The following is a 22,335-nucleotide window of genomic DNA, read 5'->3' on the forward strand; positions in this document are numbered from 1 at the left end:
GCAATGCCTCGTGGAAGCAAAGCCAAATACACCACCGAACAGAAGCGCAAGGCCGCCCATATCGAAGAGAGTTATGAGCACCAGGGCTTGTCGAAAGAAGAAGCCGAGGCGCGGGCCTGGGCCACCGTCAACAAGCAGTCTGGCGGCGGCGAAAAGGCCGGCGGTTCAGGCCAGCGCAAGGCGCCGGCAAAGAAGTCCCAGGACCGGCATGAGTCGGCCAAGCGGGCTGCTGCCAGCCGTGAGGGGCATCCGCGTAACAGCAGGGTTTCGCTGGGTACGCAGACCAAGGAAAGCTTGCTGAGAGAAGCGCGTGCCAAGGACATTCCCGGGCGCTCGACCATGCGCAAGGATGAGTTGATTGAGGCGCTGAAAAAGGCCGGTTAACGCGGAACAAAATGTGGGAGCGGGCTTGCTCGCGAAAGCGGTGTATCAGTGCCAGATTCATTGGCTGAGCCACCGCATTCGCGAGCAAGCCCGCTCCCACATTTTTGGTCGGGTTTTCACCCAAGGAATCAGCGGTGGGCGGCCACCAGTAGCATCATTGGGCGTTCAAGCTCTTCTGCCAGTGCGGGGCGGGCTTTCAGGTCCGCTTCGCTCGGGCCCCACTCGTCGACATGAGTCAGGGTAAACCCCGCCTGGATCAACAGCGTCAGCAACGTGCCCACGGTGCGATGTTGCTTGATCACACCCTCCGCCAGCCAGTTTGTCACCCGTGGTCCTTGCAACTGGTAGCTGTCCACCGGCCAGCTCTTGCGCCCTTGCTCATCAATCAGCCAGCCCGGCTGCCGGGGCGCCATGAAGATCGGATGCTCGATGGAAAATACCAACCGCCCGCCCGGGACCAACGCTTGATGGATACGCGCGAACAGGCCCTTAAGATCGACGATGTAATGGAACGCCAATGAGCTATAGGCCAGGTCGAAAGTGGCATCCGGAAGCTCGAGTTTTTCCAGGTCGGCAATGGCGTAGGTGATGGCCGAAGAGGACGTCATCTCCCTTGCCCGCGCCAGCATCTTTTGCGAGACATCCAGCCCCAGCACCTGTTCGGCGCCCTGCTCCTGCGCCCAGCGACTGAACCAGCCGTAGCCGCAACCCAGGTCCACCACTTTCAACCCCGGCACCGGCGGTAGCATGGCTTGCAAAGCCGGCCACTCCGGCGCGCCGGCGAGGCCTTCTACCGAGCGGCCCATTTTGCTGTAGCCCTCGAAGAAAACCTCGGTGTCGTAGATGTTCTGAGTCATGACGCTGCTCCGTGCTGAATGGCGACTATTCTGCCGAATCAGCCCTCGCTCAACAACGCATCCACTTCAGCCGTGCCCGGTGACGTGGCCGGCCCCCAGCGCGTGACCGCCAAGGCCGCCGCCGCGTTCGCGCGACGTGCCGCGACAGCTGGCGCCAAACCATTGGCCAGGCCAGCGATAAACACCCCGGCGTGAGCATCGCCGGCACCGTTGCTGTCCACCGCCTTGACCTTGAATCCCGGCACATGCTCGGCCTGGCCATTACGGCTGATCCAGCAGCCATTCGGTCCATCGCGCACCACCAGCAAGGTGTCGGCGGGCAAGTGCTCGTTGAGCTTGAGCAATGCCCCCGCCAGATCGCTCGCGCCGGTAAAGGCCAGCGCTTCCGGACCGTTGCTGGTCCAGATATCGATACGCGGCAACAGGGCGACCATCAAGGCCGAGTCCGGTGCCTTCACCAGCGGGCCCGGATCGAACACCACCGTGATCTGGCGCGGCAATGCCAATAGCCAATCGAGCAACGCCTGGGCCTTGCCTTCCAGCAGCAGGCTGTAGCCACTGACGTACACGTAGTCGTCGTCGCGTGGTACCGCATTGGCCAGGTCTTGCGCCAGCAAGTCACCCTCAGCGCCAATATGGGAAATGAAGGTGCGCTCGGTAGTGGCTTCGGTCAGGGACACACACAGGCCTGTGTCCTTGTCGTCGCTGGCGGCCAGGGCCATTTCAATGCCCTCGGCCTGCATCGCCGCGCGCGCCAGGTCGCCGAAGCGGCCGGTGCCATGGCGGCCCAGGTAGACCACCGGCAAGCCGTTGCGTCGGGCCGCGGCCATCACGTTGAAGCCACCGCCGGCTTCGAAGCTGGCGGAGTTGGCCAATACATCGCCACCGGTGGCAGGCAATGTGTCGAGGGACATGACCAGGTCAACGATGACCTGGCCGCTGTGCAGCAATCTAGACATTAGCGCTCTCTACCAAAGCCGGGCGACGATCAGCCGCGCCACCCAGTACCGCATAAATCCCGCCGGCCACCAGGAAGGTGACGATCCAGCCCAGGCCGTTGTGGCCCAGCCACGAATCGGACAGCGGACCGGCGAACCAGATGTTCTCGGCCGTGGTGCCGATGGTGGTGAAACTGAAGCCCAGCACGATCGCAATCGCCCAGGCGCCGAACGCACGCCATTCAACCCCGCCGCGATACCAGTAGGCGCTGCTTGGCGTTACGTCCAGCAGGTCTTTGGGGCTGTAGTAGTGACGATGAATCAGGTCGACCACAAAGATCCCGACCCAGGCGGTGATCGGTACCGCCAGCAGCGAGATGAAGGTGATGAACGGGCCGTAGAAACTGTCGGCGATCAGCATGAAGTAGATCGAACCGGCGAAGATCGCGACGATGTCGACGATCACCGCGTGTACGCGCTTGACCTTCAAACCGAGGGTCAAGGTAGTGAGGCCCGCCGAGTACACCGACAGGTTATTCGACAGCAACAGCCCGCCAAACGCGGTGATCAGGTACGGCACCGCCATCCACGTCGGCAGCATGTCGCGGATCGCGATGATCGGGTCAGTGGCCGACGCCAGGTCGTTGTTGCCCACCGACAGCAAGCCGCCGAGGGTGATCAACAGCACCAGCGGAATCCCCGCACCGAATGCCGCGGAGGCCACCAGGCGCACGGCCTTGACGCTGCGATGCTGGTAGCGCGACATGTCGGCACCGGCGTTGGCCCAGCCGATACCGGTACCGGCGGCCATGGTGCCGACGCCGATGATCATCGCGCTCAACGGCGCAGGCGTGGCGTTGAATACCGCGCTCCAGTCGATGGTGGCGCAGAGGAAACCGCCCACCAGGATATTCAGTGCGCCGAATACGTAGGTGGCCCACTTCTGGATCACCAGCAAGGTGGCATGGCCCAGGCCCGACACGGCGAGGGTCAGCAGCACGAAGATGCCGATGAACAGCAGGGTCAGTACCGGAGCGCTTTTGGCGGCAACCGGCGAGTTGAAGAGGATCGAGCACAACGACAACAGCACGAACGCAGCCGTAGTGGTGTTGACGGTTTCCCAGCCGAGGCGCGACATCAGCGACACCAGCGTCGGGCCGATATTGCCGCGTACGCCAAAGATCGCCCGGGACAGGGTCAGGCTCGGTGCACGGCCACGACGGCCGGCGATGGAGATGATGCCGACCACCGCAAACGAACCGGCAGCGCCGAGGATTGCGACGATGATCGCCTGCCAGATCGCCAGGCCGCGAAACGCCACGAGGGTCGCGCCCAGGGGCAAGCCGAGGATGCTGATGTTGGCCGCAAACCAGACCCAGAACAGTTGCAGCGGATGGCCGTTGCACTCGCCTTCCGGGACCGGCTCGATGCCGCGTGTTTCCAATTGCCCGGCGCTTTGGCCGGAAGAGGACGTACTCATGGTGGGGTGCTCCTGATGCCTGTTTTTTTGTGGTTGTGGCAGGTTGGCAAGTTGAATCTGTGTTTCGGTCTTCCTGACTCGACTGGATCAATGTGGGAGCTGGCTTGCCTGCGATAGCGTGGTGTCAGTCGATGATTCACCAACTGATCGACCGCTATCGCAGGCAAGCCAGCTCCCACATGTTTCGATCTGCGGTGCTCAGCGCAGCTCGAGCAGGCCTTGGACCAAGGGTTCCAGGTCCAGGCGGTTAACCTGCTTGACCTGTTCGATCATCGCCTCAGGCCAGCACTGCATCCCCAGGCACGCACCGAGCATCGCGCCGAGAATCGCGGCGATGGTGTCGGTGTCGCCGCCGAGGCTGGCGGCCATGCACAGGGCTTCGATGGCGTTCATTTCACCCACCGCGACTTGCTGCGCGAGGGCAAACGACACCACCACCGATTCCTGGGACGCCACGGAGGTGCCGATCAATTCGTAAAGCAGGTCGGTAAACAGCGCCTTGTCGCCGCTGTCGACACTCAAGGTGCGCGCCCAACTGATGCGGGTGGCGATGCGCCCGCCGGCAATCCAGTGGCCGTGGTTTTCCGCCTGCTGGGCGATCTGCGTGCCGATGTTCAGCGCTTCGCCCAGATCGACGCCGTTGATCCCTGCGGAAACCACCGCCGCCACCGCCGCCGCGCTGGAGATGCCCAGGTTGGTGTTGTGGGTGACCTGGCACGCCTGGATCACCGCCTGGATAAACTGCGCCGGGTCGTTGACGTCCGCCGCGATGCCCACCGGGGTGATACGCATGGCGGCGCCGTTGGTGGTGCCGTAGCGCCCGGACTCTTCCGGGGTATGGCCCGCCAGGATCATGTCGATCGCCCGTTTGGTTGACGGGCCCAGCAAATCCTGGGAACCCTTGGCGCGCATCACCGCTTCCCAGTCGATCAAACGTTGGGCGAGTTCGGTGGGTTCAATCCTGCCCTGCCCGTCCACCAGCAACTGGCCGACGAGGATGGCCTGTTCGGTGTCATCGGTGATCGAGCCCTTGGGCATGTTCGGCGCGATCGGCTGATCGGCGTCGGCATCTTCCAGGCCGGTGATCGCGCCGAAACGCGCCTTGACCTGCTCGCGGCTCAGGGACTGGGTGGGCATGCCCAACGCATCGCCCAGGGCCAGGCCGTAGAAGGCGCCGAGGGCGCGGGTGGTGGCGGTCATGTCGGTGTTCCAAATTGAAGGTGCAAGCGGAAATGCAGAGGGTCGAGCAAGCTTTCGACGGACTCCATGAAGCGGTCCTGGCGGTCGTAGGTGGTGCGCAGGGCCTTGAGGAACACCGTGCCCACCGGGCGCCCCAGGAGCTGGGCGTCTTCTTCGTTCAGAGGCTCGGCACCGATCCATTGGTTGCCGGTGGCGCCGACATAGCCATAGGCCGCCAGGGTGATGGTCAGGGAATTATCGATCAGGCCGACTTGCGGCAGGCTTTCGAGGCCACCCGAGGCCGGCATCAGCGAGCGCTCCAGGGACACGAACGTGCCGTCGGCAGCGCGACGGCGGCGGTCGAGGGCGATGAATTGGTCGCTGCCGTGACGGCTGAGCAGGTCCGGGCGGGTGACCGCTTCCAGGCGCAGGATTTCGGAGGTCACCACCGCGCCGGTGTCGGCCAGGGCTTGGGCCCAGCCGCTGCGCTGGTCGAGCACCATGCCGTCGAAGGTGACGATGGAGCCGACACCGCTTTGGGTGGCGATGTAGCTGCGGCGCTTGAGTTCGGCCAGGGCTTCACGCAGGGTGCCGCGGCTGACGGAAAACTCTTCGGCCAGTTGGTGCTCGCCCGGCAGCAGGACACCGTCAGCCATCACTCCACCCTCGATACGGCGGATCAGCTCGTCGACGACGCGTTTTTTCTTATCAAATCGGACATGTCTAATCATGTACAAATTGATAACCGAAAGCGCCCGGCTACAGCAAGCGATTTATTTCAGGGAGAGCGAGAAATCAGCCTCAGGGCTCCAGGCCGATGGGGAAAAATACCCCGCCGCTCCAGACGCCAAGCCAGTTCTTACCGTTGATCGGACGGGTCACCGCCAGCTCCACCAACTGGTAGAACGCATTGCGGTGAACCAGGGCTTCGAGGTTGGTGCGCACCCGCAGGTATGGCGAGGGTTCCTGGGTGTCCGGGTCGATCACCACCCGCAGCGGATGCTCGATACCGGCCTCGACCTGCTCATCCACGTTGGTGGTAAAGCGCAGGACCTGGCTTTCGCCCTGCCCTTCGACTTCCAGGGTCACGGCGACGAAGGGCGCGTCATCGACCTTGATCCCGACCTTTTCCACCGGGGTGATCAGGAAATAATCATCGCCATCGCGGCGGATGATGTTGGAGAACAGCTTGACCATCGGCTTGCGGCCAATCGGCGTGCCCATGTAGAACCAGGTGCCGTCACGGGCGATGCGCATGTCGATATCGCCGCAAAACGCCGGGTTCCACAGATGCACCGGCGCGGGCCCCTTGCCCTTGGGCAATTGCGCCAACAACTCATTGGCCTTGGCCGAATCGGTCATGCTGCTCTCCTTGTGTCTTACTGATCGCTCATGCCCAACAGGCTGCGCGCGTAGTGCGCCAGGGGCTTGCCGATCAGATCTTCAGGCTTGTTGTCGTGGAACGTCAGTAAACCGCCACGGCTATGGATGCGCACAGTATCAATCAAATATTGGGTACTGGTCTCGATCAACATGACCTGGATGGTTCCGGTGTCGATACCCAGGCGATCCACCGCCTCCTGGTCAGACCATTCATCGGCGTTGCCGATACGGTCATCCGCCTGGGCGAAGCGGCAGTACAGCAGGTAATGCGCACCCGCCGCGCGGGCTTCCGACATCGCCTGCTCGAGGCCTTCCGGCTTGCGGGCGCGGCGGACCATCGGGAAATATTCGACAAAGCCGTTGAAGGCTTCCTCGGCCACCACGTTAGGCCGTGGATAAGCACTGCCCGGCGGGGTGAAGGCGCCCTGGGCGATGAAGACGAAGGAGTCCGGCTGTATGCGGACCGAATTGACGCGGCGAGTATCGCTGTGGTCCAGCAGCCCGGCATCGCTCATCTGATAGCGCGTGCCTTCGGCCATATCACTGACGGTCATGCAGCCACCCAGCGCGAGTGACGCCAGCACCAAAACCAGACTACGCATCCTAATTCTCCAGAGGCCGGTGACGGAAAACCGGCGAATGGGCACGAGATGCAGATTTTGCGCCAGCTTGCGGGACTAGCCGCCGATGATCTTCATGATGGTGGCGCCGCCGGAGAAGGCCACTTCCTGCTTGTCACCCAAGGCCTTGACCAACAAGCGCTGCAAGGCCGGCAGGGCCTGGTGGCGGGGTTTGTCCAGCAGGTCGCCGACGTAGTGGCGGTTGCTCGACGACAGGCAGCCATGCAGCCAGCCGGTGGACGACAGGCGCAAACGCGAACAGGTCCGGCAGAACGGCACGCTTTCGTTGGCGATGACACCGAAGAAACCTTTGCCGGGCACTTCGTAGCGCACGGCAGTGGCGTCCACCGGGGCGTTGGCTTGCAGGTATTCGTACTGTTCGCCGATCAGGCTGAGCAATTGCTGGAGGCTGACGAATTGCTGCAGGAACGCGTTGGAATCGGTGGCCAGGTGGCCCATGCGCATCAATTCGATAAAGCGCAACTCGTAGCCACGCTCCAGGCAGTAGTCGAGCAGCGGCATCACCTGGTCGAGGTTCTGGCCGCGCAGCGGCACCATGTTGACCTTGATCTTGATTCCGGCGGCGCTCGCCTGGTCCATGCCATCGAGCACGGTGGCCAGGTCGCCACCGCGAGCGATGCTGCGGAAGGCGTCGGCGTCCAGGGTGTCGAGGGACACGTTGATCCGGCGAATCCCGGCGTCCACCAGCAGCGGCAGTTTGCGCGCCAGCAGTTGGCCGTTGGTGGTCAGGCTGATATCACTGAGCCCCATCTGCCCCACCGCGCCCATGAAGGCTTCCAGCTTGGGGCTGACCAACGGTTCACCGCCGGTAATCCGCAGGCGCTCGATGCCGGCGGCCTCGATCAGGTACTCGACACCCCGCGCCATCGCCTCGGCCGACAGTTCGTCCTGCGCAGCCACCAGCCGCTTGCCGTTGGGCACGCAGTAGGTACAGGCGTAATTGCAGGCTGAGGTCAGGCTGATCCGCAAATTGCGGAATCGCCTGCCTTGACGATCAACGATCATGGATCACTCCGGCAGAGGATAATTCGGGCGCACTAAAACCTGACTGAAAAATCAAGTTTTAGCAAGGTCCTTGCCTGAGTATATTCCTGGGTTACTGCGCTGGGCAGGAAATCATATCGCCATCACGCTGGCGAATGATTCAAGTGGCCGGCGTTTCGGCGTTCGGCAAATCAGTGCTGTGCTTGCGCTTGTTGCCCATGCGCACGCCGATGTCCATCAGGAACTGGAAGAAACCTTCCTGATCTTCCAGCACATTGCTCCAGAACGGCGAGTGGTACAACGCCACGGCGCCGTGCACCAACGCCCAGGCGGCGCAGTAGTGGAAATACGGTGGCACGTCTTCGAGCTTGCCTTCGCTGATACGGCCCTTGATCAGCAGGGTCAGGCGTTCGAAGTTCGAGGCACGGATCTTGTGCAGCTCCTCGACCATTTCCGGCACCTGATGGCCCTTCACCACTTTTTCTTCCAGGCGATCAAACAAGCGGTAGCGCTGCGGGTCACGCATTCGGAACTCGAAGTAGGCGCGGGACAGCGCTTCCTTGTCCTTGTCGACATCGGCCGAGTGCAGCAGCTCGTTCAGGTCGCGCTCGTAGTCGAGCATCAGGCGCAGGTAGATCTCGGCCTTGGACTTGAAGTGCTTGTAGATGGTGCCTTTGCCGATACCCACGGCATCCGCAATCATCTCGACGGTGACGCTGTCTTCACCCTGGTCGAGGAACAGCTTGAGTGCGGTGTCGAGAATTTCCTGCTCGCGGCGGCGAAACTCACGGACCTTGCGGGGTTCTTTGTGCATAAGAAAAAGGTCTGCAGAGATGGATATTGGAAGGGCGTTCGCTCCCCAAGCCGTGCTTGTCGGAACGTTTTACCCGGTGCGCGGGATTATCCCGACTGAACGGTCGTTGGGCAACGCCTATATGAACAACCTTTGCACTTAACTTACAGCACGCCAACGAATGTGCCGATTCGAGTCAGAAATAAAACAGGCGATTGGCGCGTGTGCATCGCATCCAATGAGAACTCAACCGAAGCGGGCGTATTCCAAATCTGTTTAAAAAACGATCAGATGTGGCTGGACTGAATCGGATACTGATCAATACTTGAAATGTCGGCGTGGCATCTCCCCCAAGTGACGCGTCGACCTGGGTACCGACGGACTGCGTACCCTTGTTTTACTCCTAATGGTCTTAGCCCGGATTCACCCCCCAGAACCCGGGTTTTTTTTGCCTGCGATTTAGTGGCTGACGTGGGCCAGCGGGAACAGGCGCTTGAAGTTCTCGGTGGTCTGTTCGGCAAAGCGCTCGTAGGACTCGCCCCGCAGCATCGCCAGGTAATCCGCCACATCCCGTACGTATTCCGGCAGGTTGGGTTTGCCGCGATGGGGAATTGGCGCCAGGTACGGCGAATCGGTTTCCACCAGCAGGCGGTCTGCCGGGACCTGGCGCGCGACATCGCGCAGGGCATCGGCGTTGCGGAAGGTCACGATGCCCGACAAGGAAATGTAGAAACCAAGGTCCAGCGCGGCCTTGGCCATGTCCCAGTCTTCAGTGAAGCAATGCAGCACACCAGCCTGGGGCAGCGCGGCTTCGCGCAGCAGGGTCAGGGTGTCGGCACGGGCGCCACGGGTGTGGACGATCACCGGCTTGCCAGTCTGCTGGGCGGCTTGCAGGTGCAGACGGAACGACGCCTGCTGCAACTCGGCAGCTTCCGGTTCGTAGTGGTAATCCAGGCCGGTCTCACCGATGGCCACCACGCGCGGGTGATTGAGTTCACCGAGCAGCCAGTCGAGGGCCGGGGCTTCGCCGGGCTTGAGGTCCAGCGGGTGAATGCCCACCGAGCAGTCGACATCGGCATAACGATCGGCCAGGGCTTTGACGTCGGCGGCGTTTTCCGCGCTGACGCCGATGCACAGGAAGTGCCCTACCCCGCGCTGGCGCGCAGCTTCAAGGGCGGCGTCGAGGGAGCCGCCGTGCTGGGCCAGGTCGAGGCGATCAAGGTGGCAATGGGAATCTACGAGCATAGGGATCTACAACTTGAGTCACGGAAAGTGTCTGGCCAACGATACACCCGTCGGCCACTGAAATTAACGGCGGCCGAGCAAACCGACCCACTGCACCAGCAAGGCCTCAAGCAACAGCACGCGATTGAGGTTGGCCTTGCCGAGGACCTTCTGGCGTTGGGCGAGGATCCAGTCCTGGATGTTCAGCACCTTGTCCTGGGCGCTCTTCTGCGCCAGGTATTGCACGACTTTGCGCATGTCCGGCAGCCCAAGGCCGTTTTCGTCCTGGGTCAGCTGGTAGCGCAGGATCAGGCTCGACCAGTCGCAAAACCAGTCGAACAGCAGCAGCAAGGGAATGTCTTTCCAGGCGCTTTCGGCCAGTTGCGTGGCCGACACTTCCTGCTTGAGCAGTTTCTTCACCCCGCCCACCACCAGCGCACGCTGTTCACGCACGCCCTGGGCCTGGAGCTTGACCGCCGCCAGAGGCGAACCGGCCGCCAGGGTCAGCAACTCGACGCGCTCTGCCTCGCCGCAGTCCGGCAACGCCTGCGCCAGCCACTGCAGGCTCATGGCTTCGCTCGGCAACGGGCAGGCCTGCTGCACGCAGCGGCTGCGAATGGTCGGCAGCAGGCGGCTGGACTGGTGGCTGACCAGCAGCAGCACGGTATCGCCGGACGGTTCTTCCAGGCTCTTGAGCAAGGCGTTGGCGGCGTTGATGTTCATCGACTCCACCGGTTCGATCAGCACCACCTTGCGCCCGCCCATCTGCGCGGTCTGCACCACGAAGCTGACCAGATCACGCACCTGGTCGACCTTGATCGCCTTGTCGGCCTCTTCCGGTTCCAGCAGATAGTTGTCCGGGTGGCTGCCGGCCTTGAGCAGCATGCAGGATTTACATTCGCCGCAGGCTTCCAGGCCGTTGGGCCGCTGGCACAACAAGCTGGCCATCAGCCGCTCGGCCAGGGCGCGCTTGCCGATGCCCACCGGGCCGTGGAGCAGGTAGGCGTGGGCGTGCTGGGCACGGCCCGCCAGTTGCTGCCAGAGGCTGTCCTGCCACGGGTAGGCTTCAGCCACGGACACGCTCCACAAGCTTCGGCAACAGGGCGTCAATGCACTGCTGAACCTGAGTCAACGGTTGTGCGGCGTCCAACAGGTAGTAACGGGCGGGGTCGGCTTCGGCGCGCTTGAGAAACGCGCCGCGCACAGCTTCAAAAAAGACTCGGGTTTCCAGTTCGAAACGATCGAGGCGACCCCGGGCGGAGGCACGGGCCATGCCGACTTCCACCGGGAGATCGAACACCAGGGTCAGGTCGGGCCGCAAATCGCCCTGGACGAAGGTTTCCAAGGCCGCAATGCGCTCCAGGGACAAGCCACGACCGCCGCCCTGATAGGCATAGGTGGAATCGGTAAACCGGTCACAAATCACCACGGCGCCCCGGGCCAGTGCCGGGCGAATGACTTCGGCCAGGTGCTGGGCGCGGGCGGCGAACACCAGCAACAGCTCGGTGTCGGGGTTCATCTGTTCGTCGCCCGGGGTCAGCAGCACTTCACGGATACGCTCGGCCAGTGGCGTGCCGCCAGGCTCACGGGTCAGCAGCACCTCGATACCTTCGGCGCGCAGGCGCTCGGCCAGGTATTCACGGTTGGTGCTCTTGCCGGCGCCTTCCGGGCCTTCCAGGGTAATAAACAAGCCAGTCACAGGCAGTCCTTAGTCAGAGTCATTGCGGGCTTTGCGGTGCGGCGTCATCGGGTGCCGGAGCCGGCTCGGCGGGCGTATCCAGCGGCGCGTCCGCAGGCTTTGCCGCCGGCGCCGGGCTGGAACGGTAATCGGCGCGACGCTTCATCTGGAACTCACGCACTGCTGCGTTATGCGCATCCAGGTTATCCGAGAAAATATGGCTGCCATCGCCGCGGGCAACGAAATACAGGCTGCTGCCCGCCACCGGGTTCAGCGCAGCATGAATCGCCTCCCGCCCGACCATGGCGATCGGCGTCGGCGGCAGGCCGGCGATCACGTAGGTGTTGTAGGGCGTGGCTTCCTTGAGGTGCGCGCGGGTCAGCTTGCCGGTGTAGCGCTCGCCGAGGCCGTAGATCACCGTCGGGTCGGTTTGCAGCAGCATGCCGATCTGCATGCGCCGCACGAATACCCCGGCGATCTGGCCGCGCTCTTCCGGCACGCCGGTTTCTTTCTCCACCAGCGAGGCCATGATCAGCGCTTGATAGGGGTCGGTGTACGGCGCATCGGCCGCGCGCTTGCTCCACTCCTGGGCGAGGACATCGTCCAGACGGTTGTAGGATTTTTTCAGTAGTTCAACGTCGCTCATGCCACGCACGAAGCGGTAGGTGTCCGGGAAGAAGCGCCCTTCAGGAAATACGCCCGGGTGGCCGAGTTTTTCCATCACCTCGCTGTCACTCAGGCCGGACAGGGTCTGCTCGATCTTTTCATGCTTGGCCAGGGCCGCGCGCACCTGGCGGAAGTTCCAGCCTTCCACCAGCGTAATGCTGTACTGCACCACTTCGCCACGCTGCCACAGGCCGATCAGGCCCTCGGCGGTGAGGCCCGGGGTCATGCGGTATTCGCCGCTGTGCAGCGGCTGGCCGTCGAGGTTGAAGCGCCAGTAGAGACGCAACCAGAACGCATCCTTGAGCACGCCGTCATTTTCCAGGCGATTGAAGGTGCCGGTGGGCGTCGCGCCAGCCGGTACGTCCAGCAATTGCTCCTGGGTCAGATTCAAGGGCTGTTCAAGGGCCGAGTTCAGCTTCCAGGCCGAAGCGCCCAGCAGCAAACCCGCCAGGACCAGACCGATCTCCAGCAACAATACAAATTTACGTCTCAAATCAAATATCCAATAGTGCGCGAACAATGCCCTGCAGTTTACGGGTGAGCGGCCCAACCGACCAGCTCATCGCAGCACATCCGCGCACCGGCCAAATGCCATATACGCTGTTGCACACCAAGACTTCATCGGCCTGTTGCAGCTGCTCAAGGCTGATATCGGCCACGCTCGTCGGAATGCCCAACGCCTGCGCCTGGGCCAACAGCTCGGCCCGCATGACGCCGGCGACGCCGCAGCGTTTCAGATCAGCGGTCAGCAACACGCCGTTACGCACCAGAAACAGGTTGCTGAAGACGCCTTCGATGACTCGACCGGACATATCCAGCATCAAACCTTCGGCGTGTTCGGCATCCTGCCATTCGGCGCGGGCGAACACCTGTTCCAGTCGATTGAGGTGCTTGAGGCCTGCGAGCAACGGTTGCTCGGACAAACGCGTGGTACACGCAAACAGGCGGATGCCTGACGCTGCATGTTCCGGGGGATAAGTGGCAGGTGGACTGCCTTGCAGAATGCGCCGCGCCGGAGCGCCAGCACTGATGCCATAACCGCGCTGGCTGTCGCCACGGGTCAGGATCAACTTGAGTACACCGTCACCGAGGGCGGCGGCGTAGGCCAGCAATTCGCTGCGGATCAGGGGTTGATCCGCAACAATCGCCAGCCGCCTGCAACCTTCTTCAAGGCGCTGCAGGTGGCGGTCAAGCAGCACGGGCTGCCCGGCCTTGACGGCAATGGTCTCGAACAGCCCATCACCGTATGCCAGGCCACGGTCTTTCAGGGGCACTGCGCCCGCCGGCTGACCGTCGACCCAGCTCTCCATCACTCGGCGAACCGGCGGAACACCAGGGAACCGTTGGTACCACCAAAACCGAACGAGTTGGACAGCACCACGTCGATCGGCATCTTCTGCGGCTCGTGAGGCACGAAGTTCAGGTCGCAGCCCTCATCCGGTTCATCGAGGTTGATGGTCGGCGGAGCGACCTGATCCTTGATGGCCAGCACGCTGAAGATTGCCTCGACCGCGCCCGCCGCACCCAACAGGTGCCCGGTCATGGACTTGGTGGAACTGACCGCCAGCTTGTAGGCATGCTCGCCGAACACCGACTTGATGGCCTCGGCTTCCGCCAGGTCGCCGGTCGGGGTCGAAGTGCCATGGGCATTGATGTACTGCACCTGGTCAACGTTGACCTTGGCATCACGCAACGCATTGGTGATGCAGCGTGCAGCACCCGCGCCGTCCGACGGAGGCGAGGTCATGTGGTACGCATCACCGCTCATGCCGAAACCAATCAGCTCGGCGTAGATAGTTGCGCCACGGGCCTTCGCGTGCTCCAGCTCTTCGAGTACCAGCGCACCGGCACCGTCGGCCAGAACAAAACCGTCGCGGCCCTTGTCCCACGGACGGCTGGCACGGGTCGGCTCGTCATTGCGGGTCGACAACGCACGGGACGCGCCGAAGCCGCCCATGCCCAAACCGCAGGCGGCCATCTCGGCACCGCCGGCGATCATCACGTCGGCCTCGTCATAGGCGATATTGCGCGCCGCCATGCCGATGCAGTGAGTGCCCGTGGTGCACGCCGTGGAAATGGCGTAGTTAGGCCCCTGGGCACCCAAGTGGATGGACAGGAAACCGGAAATCATGTTGATGATCGAGCCAGGCACGAAGAACGGTGAAATTCTGCGAGGGCCGGACTCATGCAGGGTGCGGCTGGTTTCTTCGATATTGGTCAGACCGCCAATACCCGAACCCATGGCCACGCCGATGCGCTCACGGTTGGCGTCGGTGACTTCCAGGCCGGCATTACGCACCGCCTGAAAACCGGCTGCCAGGCCGTATTGAATGAACAGGTCGAGTTTGCGGGACTCTTTGACCGAGAGATATTCCTCGACATTGAAGTCCTTTACCGAGCCGCCAAAACGGGTGGAATAGGCAGAAAGGTCCGTGTGTTCGATCAGACCAATACCACTGCGGCCAGCCAGAATGCCCTGCCAACTGCTCGGCACATCCGTACCCAGTGGCGACAACATACCCATACCGGTGACTACGACGCGTCTACGCGACACAGCACTCTCCTTTTTCTAATGACGACACTTTGCATCAGGCTTAAAGGAAAAAACCGCACGCCATAGGGCAGTGCGGTTTTTCCATCACAGCAAGCGACGATTACAAACTATTACGCCTGGTGGCTAGTAACGTAGTCGATAGCAGCTTGAACGGTAGTGATTTTTTCAGCTTCTTCGTCCGGGATTTCGGTCTCGAATTCCTCTTCCAGAGCCATCACCAGCTCAACGGTGTCAAGGGAGTCGGCACCCAGGTCTTCAACGAAGGAAGCGCTGTTGGTCACTTCTTCTTCTTTAACGCCCAGTTGCTCGGCAACGATTTTCTTGACGCGCTCTTCGATGGTGCTCATACCTTGTTTTCACTCCTAATGGACAAATTCAGGCAGCTGGCCAGTGGGTAAGTGTATAGAAAGACTTTTCAGCTTTTCAACTGAAAGCTTCACCCTCGTACCCTATTGGCCATCTGCCTATAAATAGATTGCAGCTTTATAACGGATTTTAGACAGCTCGTATGACATTTTTTTGAAGCGATCCGTCACAATTTAACTCATGTACATCCCGCCGTTCACCGGGATTGTAGCCCCAGTCACGTATGCCGCACCGTCGGATGCCAGGAAAGCGACCACATTCGCGATCTCTTGAGCCTGGCCCAGACGGCCCAGCGGAATCTGCGTCAGCAACGCTTCACGCTGCGCTTCAGGCAATTCGCGGGTCATATCGGTGTCGATGAACCCTGGGGCCACCGAGTTGACCGTAATCGACCGCGAGCCTACTTCACGCGCCAATGCACGGCTGAAACCTTCCAGACCGGCCTTGGCGGCTGCGTAGTTTACTTGGCCTGCGTTGCCCATGGCACCCACAACAGAGCCAATATTGATAATTCGACCCCAACGAGCCTTGGTCATGCCGCGCAAAACACCCTTGGACAGGCGAAACAGACTGTTCAGGTTGGTATCAACGACGTCATGCCACTCGTCGTCTTTCATACGCATCATCAGGTTATCGCGGGTAATACCGGCATTGTTCACCAGAATAGCCGGTGCACCGAATTGCGCCGTGATTTCAGCCAATACGGCCGCCACGGACTCATCGCTGGTCACGTTAAGCTCAAGACCGGTGCCCTGGACGCCGTTTTCCTTCAGCGTCGCGGCAATACGTTCAGCGCCGGCGGCGGAGGTTGCGGTACCGATGACCACAGCGCCCAGACGGCCCAGCTCCAGGGCGATCGCCTGGCCAATGCCACGGCTTGCGCCGGTGACCAGTGCAACTTTACCTTGCAGACTCATGCAGGCTTCTCCTAGGTTCGGAAATTAACGTCAGGCCAGGGCTGCGCGAGCGGCAGCGAAGGCATCCGGGGTATTGAGGTTGGAAGTCGACACGCCTTCGGCGCAACGCTTGTTCAGGCCGGCGAGGACTTTGCCCGGGCCGCACTCTACCAATTGGGTGGCGCCGTTGGCGGCCAGGGTCTGCACCGACTCAACCCAGCGAACCGGCTTGTACAGCTGTTCCAGCAGATCGCGCTTGAGGGTTTCCAGGTCAGAGGCCACGGCGGCACTGACGTTCTGCACCAACGGAATCTGCGGCGCCTGCCAGTTGATCGCAGCGATCGACTCGGCGAAACGCTCGGCAGCCGGGCGCATCAGTTCGCAGTGGGACGGCACGCTGACCGGCAACGGCAACGCACGCTTGGCGCCATGGGCCTTGCAGCCTTCGATGGCGCGCTCTACCGCCGCCTTGGCGCCGGCGATCACCACCTGGCCAGGGGAGTTGAAGTTCACGGCGCTGACCACTTCGCCCTGGGCCGCTTCGGCGCAGGCGGCAATCACGTCAGCATCTTCCAGGCCGAGAATGGCAGCCATGCCGCCCTGCCCGGCAGGAACCGCTTCCTGCATCAACTGGCCACGACGCTCCACCAGCTTGACCGCTTCACCGAGGGTCAGGCTGCCGGCAGCCACCAGGGCGCTGTATTCGCCCAGGCTATGACCGGCAACGTAGGCCGGACGTGCACCACCTTCAGCCAACCACAGGCGCCACAGGGCGATGGAGGCGGTGAGGATGGCGGGTTGGGTCTTGTCGGTTTGATTGAGCAGCTCTTCCGGCCCTTGCTGGGTCAGTGCCCACAGGTCGTAACCCAAGGCATCGGAGGCTTCCTTGAAAGTGTCCAGGACCAACTGATGTTCCGCGCCCAGCTCGGCCAACATGCCGAGGGACTGCGAACCCTGCCCTGGAAAGACGAATGCGAGGGATGTAGACATGTAACAAGCCCCTAATGATCTGGTCGTCGGAAATTGGCGCCCCACACGTGGGAGCGCAAGAAACTGACAGATTGGATGGTCAATTGAACTGGCCGGTCACATTTAAGCATTTCCGGCCCGATTCGCCTAAGGCAACAGATCCTCAAGGCGGCCGTGCAAGCGTTGCGGCAGGTTTTCCTGGATCTCGATCAAGGCGCGCTGGATGGCACTTTGAAAACCCTGCACCCCCGCCGAACCATGACTTTTCACCACGATGCCCTGCAACCCGAGGAAACTCGCACCATTGTGCCGCGCCGGAGCCAGGTCAGCCTGCAAGCGCCGCATCAAGGGCAGCGCCAAGGCGCCCACCAGGCGTGACGCCAGGTTGCGCTTGAACAAGGCCTCAATGCGCGCAGCAATCATCGTCGCCAGGCCCTCGCTGGACTTGAGCAGGATATTGCCGACAAAACCGTCGCACACCACCACGTCGGCTTCGCCGCGGTACAGACCGTCACCCTCGACAAAGCCGATGTAGTTCAGGCCTCGCGCGCTTTGCAACAGCGTCGCCGCCAGCTTGACCTGCTGGTTGCCCTTGATGTCTTCGGTGCCGATATTCAGCAGCGCCACCCGAGGCCGGGCCACGCCCAGCGCTTCGGCCGCCACCGAGCCCATCAGGGCAAAGTGCAGCAGATGCTCGGCACTGCAATCGACGTTCGCCCCCAGGTCCAGCAACTGGCAATAGCCCTGCTGGGTCGGAATAGCCGCAACCATCGCCGGCCGGTCAATGCCCGGCAGGGTCTTCAGCACATGCCGGGACAACGCCATCAACGCCCCGGTATTGCCGGCACTGACACAGGCCTGGGCCTTGCCGTCGCGTACCAGCTCAAGCGCCACCCGCATCGAAGAATCAGGCTTGCCGCGCAAGGCCTGCGCAGGCTTTTCATCCATGGTGATGGTTTCGCTGGCCGGTGTAATAGTCAGGCGCGCGCGATCCACCGCCGGATGGCTGGCAATCAGTTCTTCAAGTAAGGAGGGTTGACCGACGAGGGTCAGGTGCAGCGAGGGCGTGGCAGACAGGCAAGCAATGCAGGCCTGAACAATGCTGCGGGGACCGAAGTCCCCGCCCATTGCGTCAATCGCGATGACTTGAGCAGACAAGTGATTACTCGTCAGCGCCCTTGTCGATCACTTTACGGCCACGGTATACGCCTTCTGGCGATACGTGGTGACGCAGGTGAACTTCACCGGTGGTTTTTTCTACAGACAGAGTGCTTGCCGTCAGGGCGTCGTGCGAACGACGCATGTCACGGGCAGAGCGGGATTTTTTGTTCTGCTGAACAGCCATAATTGATTAACTCCTAAACGTTTGGGTCACGCTTTAACTGCGCCAATACACTGAACGGGTTGGACCGCGTTACCTCGTCCTCGCTCGGTTCGGGCTCATCGAGACCCGCCGGCTGCTGGCATTCTTCCGGATGATGAGCAGGCACAATGGGCAAGGCGAGCAAAAGCTCCTCCTCGATCAGTGACTGCAGATCCAAAGGATCTTCGCCCAGTTCCAGCACGTCATAACCTTTCGGCAACGACTGGGTATTCGCACCCTCTTTCACCACAGCATAACTGCATTCGCTGTGGATCGGCAGGGTGACCAGCTCAAGACAACGCTGGCAAACCATTTTGACTTCGGTGTCGATAAAGCTGTGGATTACCACAGACTTACGTTCATCTCGTTCAAAAACGAATTTAGCCTGCACCGTACCGACAGTGTCGGAAAGCGGGTCGCAGAGTCTCTCCAAATCGGCCAGGAGCAGCTCACCTTGAAGGGTGGTGCCACGATCAGCCAATTTGCGCGGGTCAACGTGAGGTGGAATCGGGTCATTCAACATAGGCGCAGCATTATAGGGATGCACCCGGCCATGTCAAAGGAAATTCAGCCCTGTCCGTCACCGGGCCTCCCCGCTAGAATCCGCGACTGCCTTGAGGAGACGCCCATGCTGCCTTTATTACTCGCTTCCAGCTCGGTTTATCGCCGGGAATTGTTGAACCGCCTGCACCTGCCGTTCATCTGCTGCTCGCCGGATATCGACGAAAGCCACCGCCGGGACGAGTCCGCTGTGGAGCTGGTCAAGCGCCTGGCCGAGGAAAAGGCCCGCGCCCTGGCTGACAGCCATCCGGGCCACCTGATCATCGGCTCGGACCAGGTCGCCGCGCTCGACGGCCAGATCATCGGCAAGCCCCACACCTTCGAGAAAGCCCGTGAGCAACTGCTGGCGGCCAGCGGCAAGCGCGTCAGCTTCCTCACCGGCCTGGCTGTACTGAACAGCGCCACCGGCCATTGCCAGGTCGACTGCATCCCCTTCACCGTACACATGCGCACGCTGGACGCCGCACGCATCGAACGCTACCTGCGCATCGAGCAGCCCTACGACTGCGCTGGCAGCTTCAAGGCCGAAGGCCTGGGGGTGAGCCTGTTTCAAAGCACCGAAGGGCCAGACGCCACCAGCCTGGTCGGACTGCCGCTGATCCGACTGGTGGACATGCTACTGGCCGAAGGCGTACAGATTCCCTGAGAACATCACAAACAAATGTGGGAGCTGGCTTGCCTGCGATGCAGACACCTCGGTACATCAGTTGCACCGAGGTGATGCTATCGCAGGCAAGCCAGCTCCCACATTTCGAGCCATGTCGCGCTCAAGCTCTCAGCGCAGGGTCGGACCCTGAAAGCCCATGTATAGCGCCAGCTTCTCAGCCACGCTGGCACCCAGCTTCTTGGAGAACCGGTCAAACGGCGATTCCTGAACAGTGAAGTCCACCAGTTCTTTCTCGCCAATCACGTCCCGCGCCACCGAACTGGCACTGCCCAGGCCATCGATCAAGCCCAATGGCAGCGCTTGCTCGCCAGACCAGACCAGACCGGAGAACAGCTCCGGATGCTCCTTATCCTTGAGCCGGTCACCGCGCCCCTGCTTCACACTGGCAATGAACTGCCGATGAGTGGTATCCAGCACACCCTGCCAGAACTGGGTTTCATCCGCCTTTTGCGGCTGGAACGGGTCCAGGAACGACTTGTGCTCACCTGACGTGTAGGTACGACGCTCAACCCCGAGCTTCTCCATGGTGCCGACAAAGCCATAACCGGCCGCCGTCACACCAATCGAACCCACCAGACTGGCCTTGTCGGCGTAGATCTGGTCGGCGGCACTGGCGATGTAATAGGCACCCGAGGCACCCAGGTCGGAAATCACTGCATACAGCTTGATGTCCGGGTGCAAGGCGCGCAGGCGACGAATCTCGTCATACACATAACCCGACTGCACCGGACTGCCGCCCGGGCTGTTGATGCGCAGGATCACAGCCTTGACCTTGGAGTCCTCGAAGGCCGCCCGCAGACTGCTGACGATGTTGTCTGCACTGGCAGACTCCTTGTCGGCAATCACTCCGCGCACTTCGATCAACGCCGTGTAATGACCGCTTCGGGTGGCGCTCTTCTCCATGTCCATCAGCGGACTGAACAGCACCAGCATGCCCAACAGATAAATAAAGGTCAGAAGCTTGAAAAAGATCCCCCAACGCCGGGAGCGGCGCTGCTCCTGAACACTGGCCAGCAAGGTCTTCTCCAGCAACTTCCAGCTTCTGTCATCGCCATTGTTATCGGCATTGGCCTTCTCAGGCGCTTTCCACTCATCGGTCATGCCATCTACCCCAGCAAAGACTTAATGGGCCCGGCTGAGCCAGGCCTGCAATTCAGAAAAACGGTCAATTGTCAGGCGCGGCTCGTAGGCCTGCAACGCCTGGGCAGATTGGGCGCCGTAGCTGACCGCCACGGAGTCCATGCCAGCATTACGCGCCATCATCAGGTCGAACGACGCATCACCCACCATCAACGCCTGCCGAGGCGACACGCCACATTGAGCGAGGATCTGCTCGAGCATCAGAGGGTGGGGCTTGCTGGCGGTTTCATCCGCCGCACGGGTGGCGTCGAAATAATCTTCCCAGCCATGGGCCTTGAGCACCCGATCCAGGCCGCGACGGGCCTTGCCGGTCGCGACCGCAAGGTGATAACCGTCGGCGCGAAATGCTTCCATGGCCTGCGCCACGCCTTCAAACAGCGGCGAAGGCTGGGCGTCGAGCGCCATGTAGTGATCGGCGTAGTGCTGACGAAACGCTATCAGCTCGTCATCACCAATCTCCGGGTACAGGGTGCGGATCGCTTCCGGCAGGCCCAGGCCAATAATGCCCTTGACCGCCAGGTCGTCGCACAATGCATAACCGGAACGGGTCGACGCAGCGTGCATCGACTCGACAATCCGACCAATGGAATTACACAACGTGCCATCCCAGTCAAAGATCAACAGCTTGTAGTCAGGGTGCGACACTCAGGCGCTCCACGGTCTTGGCCCACATTTCATCGACAGGCGCTTGCAGCTTCAATTCGCCACCATCGGGCAGCGGCACGGTCAGCATGTAGGCGTGCAGGAACAGGCGTTTGCCACCCAGGTCGCGGATTTCCTTGGAGAAATCTTCATCGCCGTATTTGGTATCGCCGGCAATGCAGTGCCCCGCATGCAGGGTGTGCACACGAATCTGGTGGGTACGGCCAGTGACCGGCTTGGCCTCGACCATGGTGGCAAAGTCACCAAAGCGGCGCAGCACCTTGAACAGGGTCAGCGCCTCCTTGCCCTCCTCGTCCACCTCGACCATGCGCTCGCCGGAGCGCAGGTTGCTCTTCTGCAACGGCGCGCGCACGCTCTTGATCGAGGTGGCCCAGTTGCCACGCACCAGCGCCATGTAGCGTTTGTCCACGCCATCACCGCGCAGGGCGGCATGCAGGTGGCGCAACATGCTGCGTTTCTTGGCGATCATCAACAGGCCGGAGGTGTCACGGTCCAGACGGTGGACCAGCTCCAGCTCCTTGGCATCCGGGCGCAACTGACGAAAGGCTTCGATCACCCCGTAGTTGAGGCCGCTGCCGCCATGAACCGCGATGCCACACGGCTTGTTGATCACGATCAGTGCCTTGTCTTCGAAGACAATCGACGCTTCAAGGCGCTGCAACAGGCCCTGGGCCAGTGGGACCGGTTCGTCACGCTCAGGCACCCGCACCGGCGGCACGCGGACGATGTCGCCCGCCTGCAGCTTGTACTCGGGCTTGATCCGGCCCTTGTTCACGCGCACTTCGCCTTTACGCAAAATGCGGTAAATCAAGGTCTTGGGCACGCCTTTGAGCCTGGCAAGAAGAAAGTTGTCGATGCGTTGGCCGGCATATTCCGGCGAGACCTCGAGCAGCTGGACGCTGGGGGTCTGGGGGGCGGTAGTCGTCATGGCGGCGATGATAACAATTTT

At 61.6% G+C, this 22,335-nt stretch carries 26 protein-coding genes; 2 read left to right on the forward strand and 24 right to left on the reverse strand.

Annotated features, from left to right (window positions below; genetic code table 11):
- Positions 1-3 precede the first annotated feature (3 nt).
- Positions 4-384 (forward strand): Rho termination factor N-terminal domain-containing protein, encoded by a 381-nt coding sequence (locus C0058_RS24065; protein ID WP_087692768.1) that lies wholly within the window; start codon positions 4-6, stop codon positions 382-384.
- Between the two features lie 128 nt (positions 385-512).
- Here the strand turns inward: C0058_RS24065 and C0058_RS24070 are convergent, their stop codons facing one another.
- The 21 genes from C0058_RS24070 to C0058_RS24170 form a co-directional block, all read right to left on the reverse strand.
- Positions 513-1,241, reverse strand: coding sequence for a class I SAM-dependent methyltransferase (locus C0058_RS24070; RefSeq protein ID WP_102369696.1), 729 nt, complete (start codon positions 1,239-1,241; stop codon positions 513-515).
- Positions 1,242-1,279: 38 nt separating this feature from the next.
- Positions 1,280-2,200 carry a PfkB family carbohydrate kinase gene (locus C0058_RS24075; RefSeq protein ID WP_023659250.1) on the reverse strand — a complete coding sequence of 307 codons (921 nt, stop codon included), beginning with the start codon at positions 2,198-2,200 and terminating at the stop codon, positions 1,280-1,282.
- Entirely contained in the window at positions 2,193-3,659 is a 1,467-nt protein-coding gene (locus C0058_RS24080; protein ID WP_008434943.1) for a cytosine permease, read from the reverse strand. Before C0058_RS24080 ends, C0058_RS24075 begins: the two co-directional genes overlap by 8 nt.
- A gap of 198 nt (positions 3,660-3,857) precedes the next feature.
- Positions 3,858-4,859, reverse strand: coding sequence for an ADP-ribosylglycohydrolase family protein (locus tag C0058_RS24085; protein WP_004371263.1), 1,002 nt, complete (start codon positions 4,857-4,859; stop codon positions 3,858-3,860).
- A complete protein-coding gene (locus tag C0058_RS24090; protein ID WP_080673275.1) occupies positions 4,856-5,569 on the reverse strand; it encodes a GntR family transcriptional regulator in 714 nt (237 codons plus the stop codon). Before C0058_RS24090 ends, C0058_RS24085 begins: the two co-directional genes overlap by 4 nt.
- Before the next feature lie 70 nt (positions 5,570-5,639).
- Positions 5,640-6,200, reverse strand: coding sequence for a DUF1285 domain-containing protein (locus tag C0058_RS24095; RefSeq protein WP_102369697.1), 561 nt, complete (start codon positions 6,198-6,200; stop codon positions 5,640-5,642).
- A 17-nt stretch (positions 6,201-6,217) separates the two neighbouring features.
- Complete coding sequence (locus C0058_RS24100) at positions 6,218-6,823, reverse strand: DUF4823 domain-containing protein (RefSeq protein ID WP_004371272.1); 606 nt, start codon at positions 6,821-6,823, stop codon at positions 6,218-6,220.
- A gap of 75 nt (positions 6,824-6,898) precedes the next feature.
- Entirely contained in the window at positions 6,899-7,867 is a 969-nt protein-coding gene (locus C0058_RS24105) for a GTP 3',8-cyclase MoaA (RefSeq protein WP_102369698.1), read from the reverse strand.
- 139 nt (positions 7,868-8,006) lie between these two features.
- Positions 8,007-8,660 carry a TetR/AcrR family transcriptional regulator gene (locus tag C0058_RS24110; RefSeq protein WP_004371278.1) on the reverse strand — a complete coding sequence of 218 codons (654 nt, stop codon included), beginning with the start codon at positions 8,658-8,660 and terminating at the stop codon, positions 8,007-8,009.
- A 438-nt stretch (positions 8,661-9,098) separates the two neighbouring features.
- Positions 9,099-9,884, reverse strand: coding sequence for a TatD family hydrolase (locus C0058_RS24115; protein ID WP_102369699.1), 786 nt, complete (start codon positions 9,882-9,884; stop codon positions 9,099-9,101).
- 63 nt (positions 9,885-9,947) lie between these two features.
- The gene (locus C0058_RS24120) at positions 9,948-10,937 is read right to left on the reverse strand and encodes a DNA polymerase III subunit delta' (protein ID WP_102369700.1); all 990 of its coding nucleotides are present in this window, start codon (positions 10,935-10,937) and stop codon (positions 9,948-9,950) included.
- Positions 10,930-11,562 carry a dTMP kinase gene (gene tmk / locus C0058_RS24125; protein WP_004371284.1) on the reverse strand — a complete coding sequence of 211 codons (633 nt, stop codon included), beginning with the start codon at positions 11,560-11,562 and terminating at the stop codon, positions 10,930-10,932. The genes C0058_RS24120 and tmk overlap by 8 nt, the downstream gene beginning before the upstream one ends.
- Before the next feature lie 19 nt (positions 11,563-11,581).
- The gene (mltG, locus tag C0058_RS24130; protein ID WP_023659249.1) at positions 11,582-12,700 is read right to left on the reverse strand and encodes an endolytic transglycosylase MltG; all 1,119 of its coding nucleotides are present in this window, start codon (positions 12,698-12,700) and stop codon (positions 11,582-11,584) included.
- A 1-nt stretch (position 12,701) separates the two neighbouring features.
- On the reverse strand, positions 12,702-13,517 hold the full coding sequence (gene pabC / locus C0058_RS24135) for an aminodeoxychorismate lyase (RefSeq protein WP_102369701.1): 816 nt from the start codon (positions 13,515-13,517) through the stop codon (positions 12,702-12,704).
- Positions 13,517-14,761 (reverse strand): beta-ketoacyl-ACP synthase II, encoded by a 1,245-nt coding sequence (fabF, locus tag C0058_RS24140; RefSeq protein WP_004371291.1) that lies wholly within the window; start codon positions 14,759-14,761, stop codon positions 13,517-13,519. Before fabF ends, pabC begins: the two co-directional genes overlap by 1 nt.
- A 110-nt stretch (positions 14,762-14,871) precedes the next feature.
- The gene (acpP, locus tag C0058_RS24145; protein WP_004371293.1) at positions 14,872-15,108 is read right to left on the reverse strand and encodes an acyl carrier protein; all 237 of its coding nucleotides are present in this window, start codon (positions 15,106-15,108) and stop codon (positions 14,872-14,874) included.
- A 192-nt stretch (positions 15,109-15,300) separates the two neighbouring features.
- The gene (gene fabG / locus C0058_RS24150) at positions 15,301-16,044 is read right to left on the reverse strand and encodes a 3-oxoacyl-ACP reductase FabG (RefSeq protein ID WP_004371297.1); all 744 of its coding nucleotides are present in this window, start codon (positions 16,042-16,044) and stop codon (positions 15,301-15,303) included.
- Positions 16,045-16,074: 30 nt separating this feature from the next.
- On the reverse strand, positions 16,075-17,013 hold the full coding sequence (gene fabD, locus C0058_RS24155; protein ID WP_102369702.1) for an ACP S-malonyltransferase: 939 nt from the start codon (positions 17,011-17,013) through the stop codon (positions 16,075-16,077).
- A gap of 126 nt (positions 17,014-17,139) precedes the next feature.
- Complete coding sequence (gene plsX / locus C0058_RS24160) at positions 17,140-18,150, reverse strand: phosphate acyltransferase PlsX (protein WP_080673274.1); 1,011 nt, start codon at positions 18,148-18,150, stop codon at positions 17,140-17,142.
- 4 nt (positions 18,151-18,154) lie between these two features.
- On the reverse strand, positions 18,155-18,337 hold the full coding sequence (rpmF, locus tag C0058_RS24165) for a 50S ribosomal protein L32 (RefSeq protein WP_004371305.1): 183 nt from the start codon (positions 18,335-18,337) through the stop codon (positions 18,155-18,157).
- Positions 18,338-18,350: 13 nt separating this feature from the next.
- A complete protein-coding gene (locus tag C0058_RS24170; protein ID WP_004371317.1) occupies positions 18,351-18,878 on the reverse strand; it encodes a YceD family protein in 528 nt (175 codons plus the stop codon).
- Positions 18,879-18,983: 105 nt separating this feature from the next.
- Here C0058_RS24170 and C0058_RS24175 point away from each other — a divergent pair, with 105 nt between their 5' ends.
- Positions 18,984-19,562: a nucleoside triphosphate pyrophosphatase gene (locus C0058_RS24175; RefSeq protein ID WP_102369703.1), complete on the forward strand. Its 579-nt coding sequence runs from the start codon at positions 18,984-18,986 to the stop codon at positions 19,560-19,562.
- A 129-nt stretch (positions 19,563-19,691) separates the two neighbouring features.
- On the opposite strand, the gene C0058_RS24180 is transcribed toward C0058_RS24175, so the two are convergent.
- From C0058_RS24180 to rluC, 3 genes are read right to left on the reverse strand one after another with little or no spacing between them, the layout of a single operon-like run.
- Complete coding sequence (locus C0058_RS24180) at positions 19,692-20,684, reverse strand: S49 family peptidase (RefSeq protein ID WP_004371321.1); 993 nt, start codon at positions 20,682-20,684, stop codon at positions 19,692-19,694.
- Positions 20,685-20,705: 21 nt separating this feature from the next.
- The gene (locus C0058_RS24185) at positions 20,706-21,368 is read right to left on the reverse strand and encodes an HAD-IA family hydrolase (RefSeq protein ID WP_004371323.1); all 663 of its coding nucleotides are present in this window, start codon (positions 21,366-21,368) and stop codon (positions 20,706-20,708) included.
- Complete coding sequence (gene rluC / locus C0058_RS24190; protein ID WP_004371325.1) at positions 21,355-22,314, reverse strand: 23S rRNA pseudouridine(955/2504/2580) synthase RluC; 960 nt, start codon at positions 22,312-22,314, stop codon at positions 21,355-21,357. The genes C0058_RS24185 and rluC overlap by 14 nt, the downstream gene beginning before the upstream one ends.
- Positions 22,315-22,335: the final 21 nt, after the last annotated feature.

This window comes from Pseudomonas sp. NC02, assembly GCF_002874965.1.
In the GTDB taxonomy this organism is placed as follows: Bacteria; Pseudomonadota; Gammaproteobacteria; order Pseudomonadales; family Pseudomonadaceae; genus Aquipseudomonas.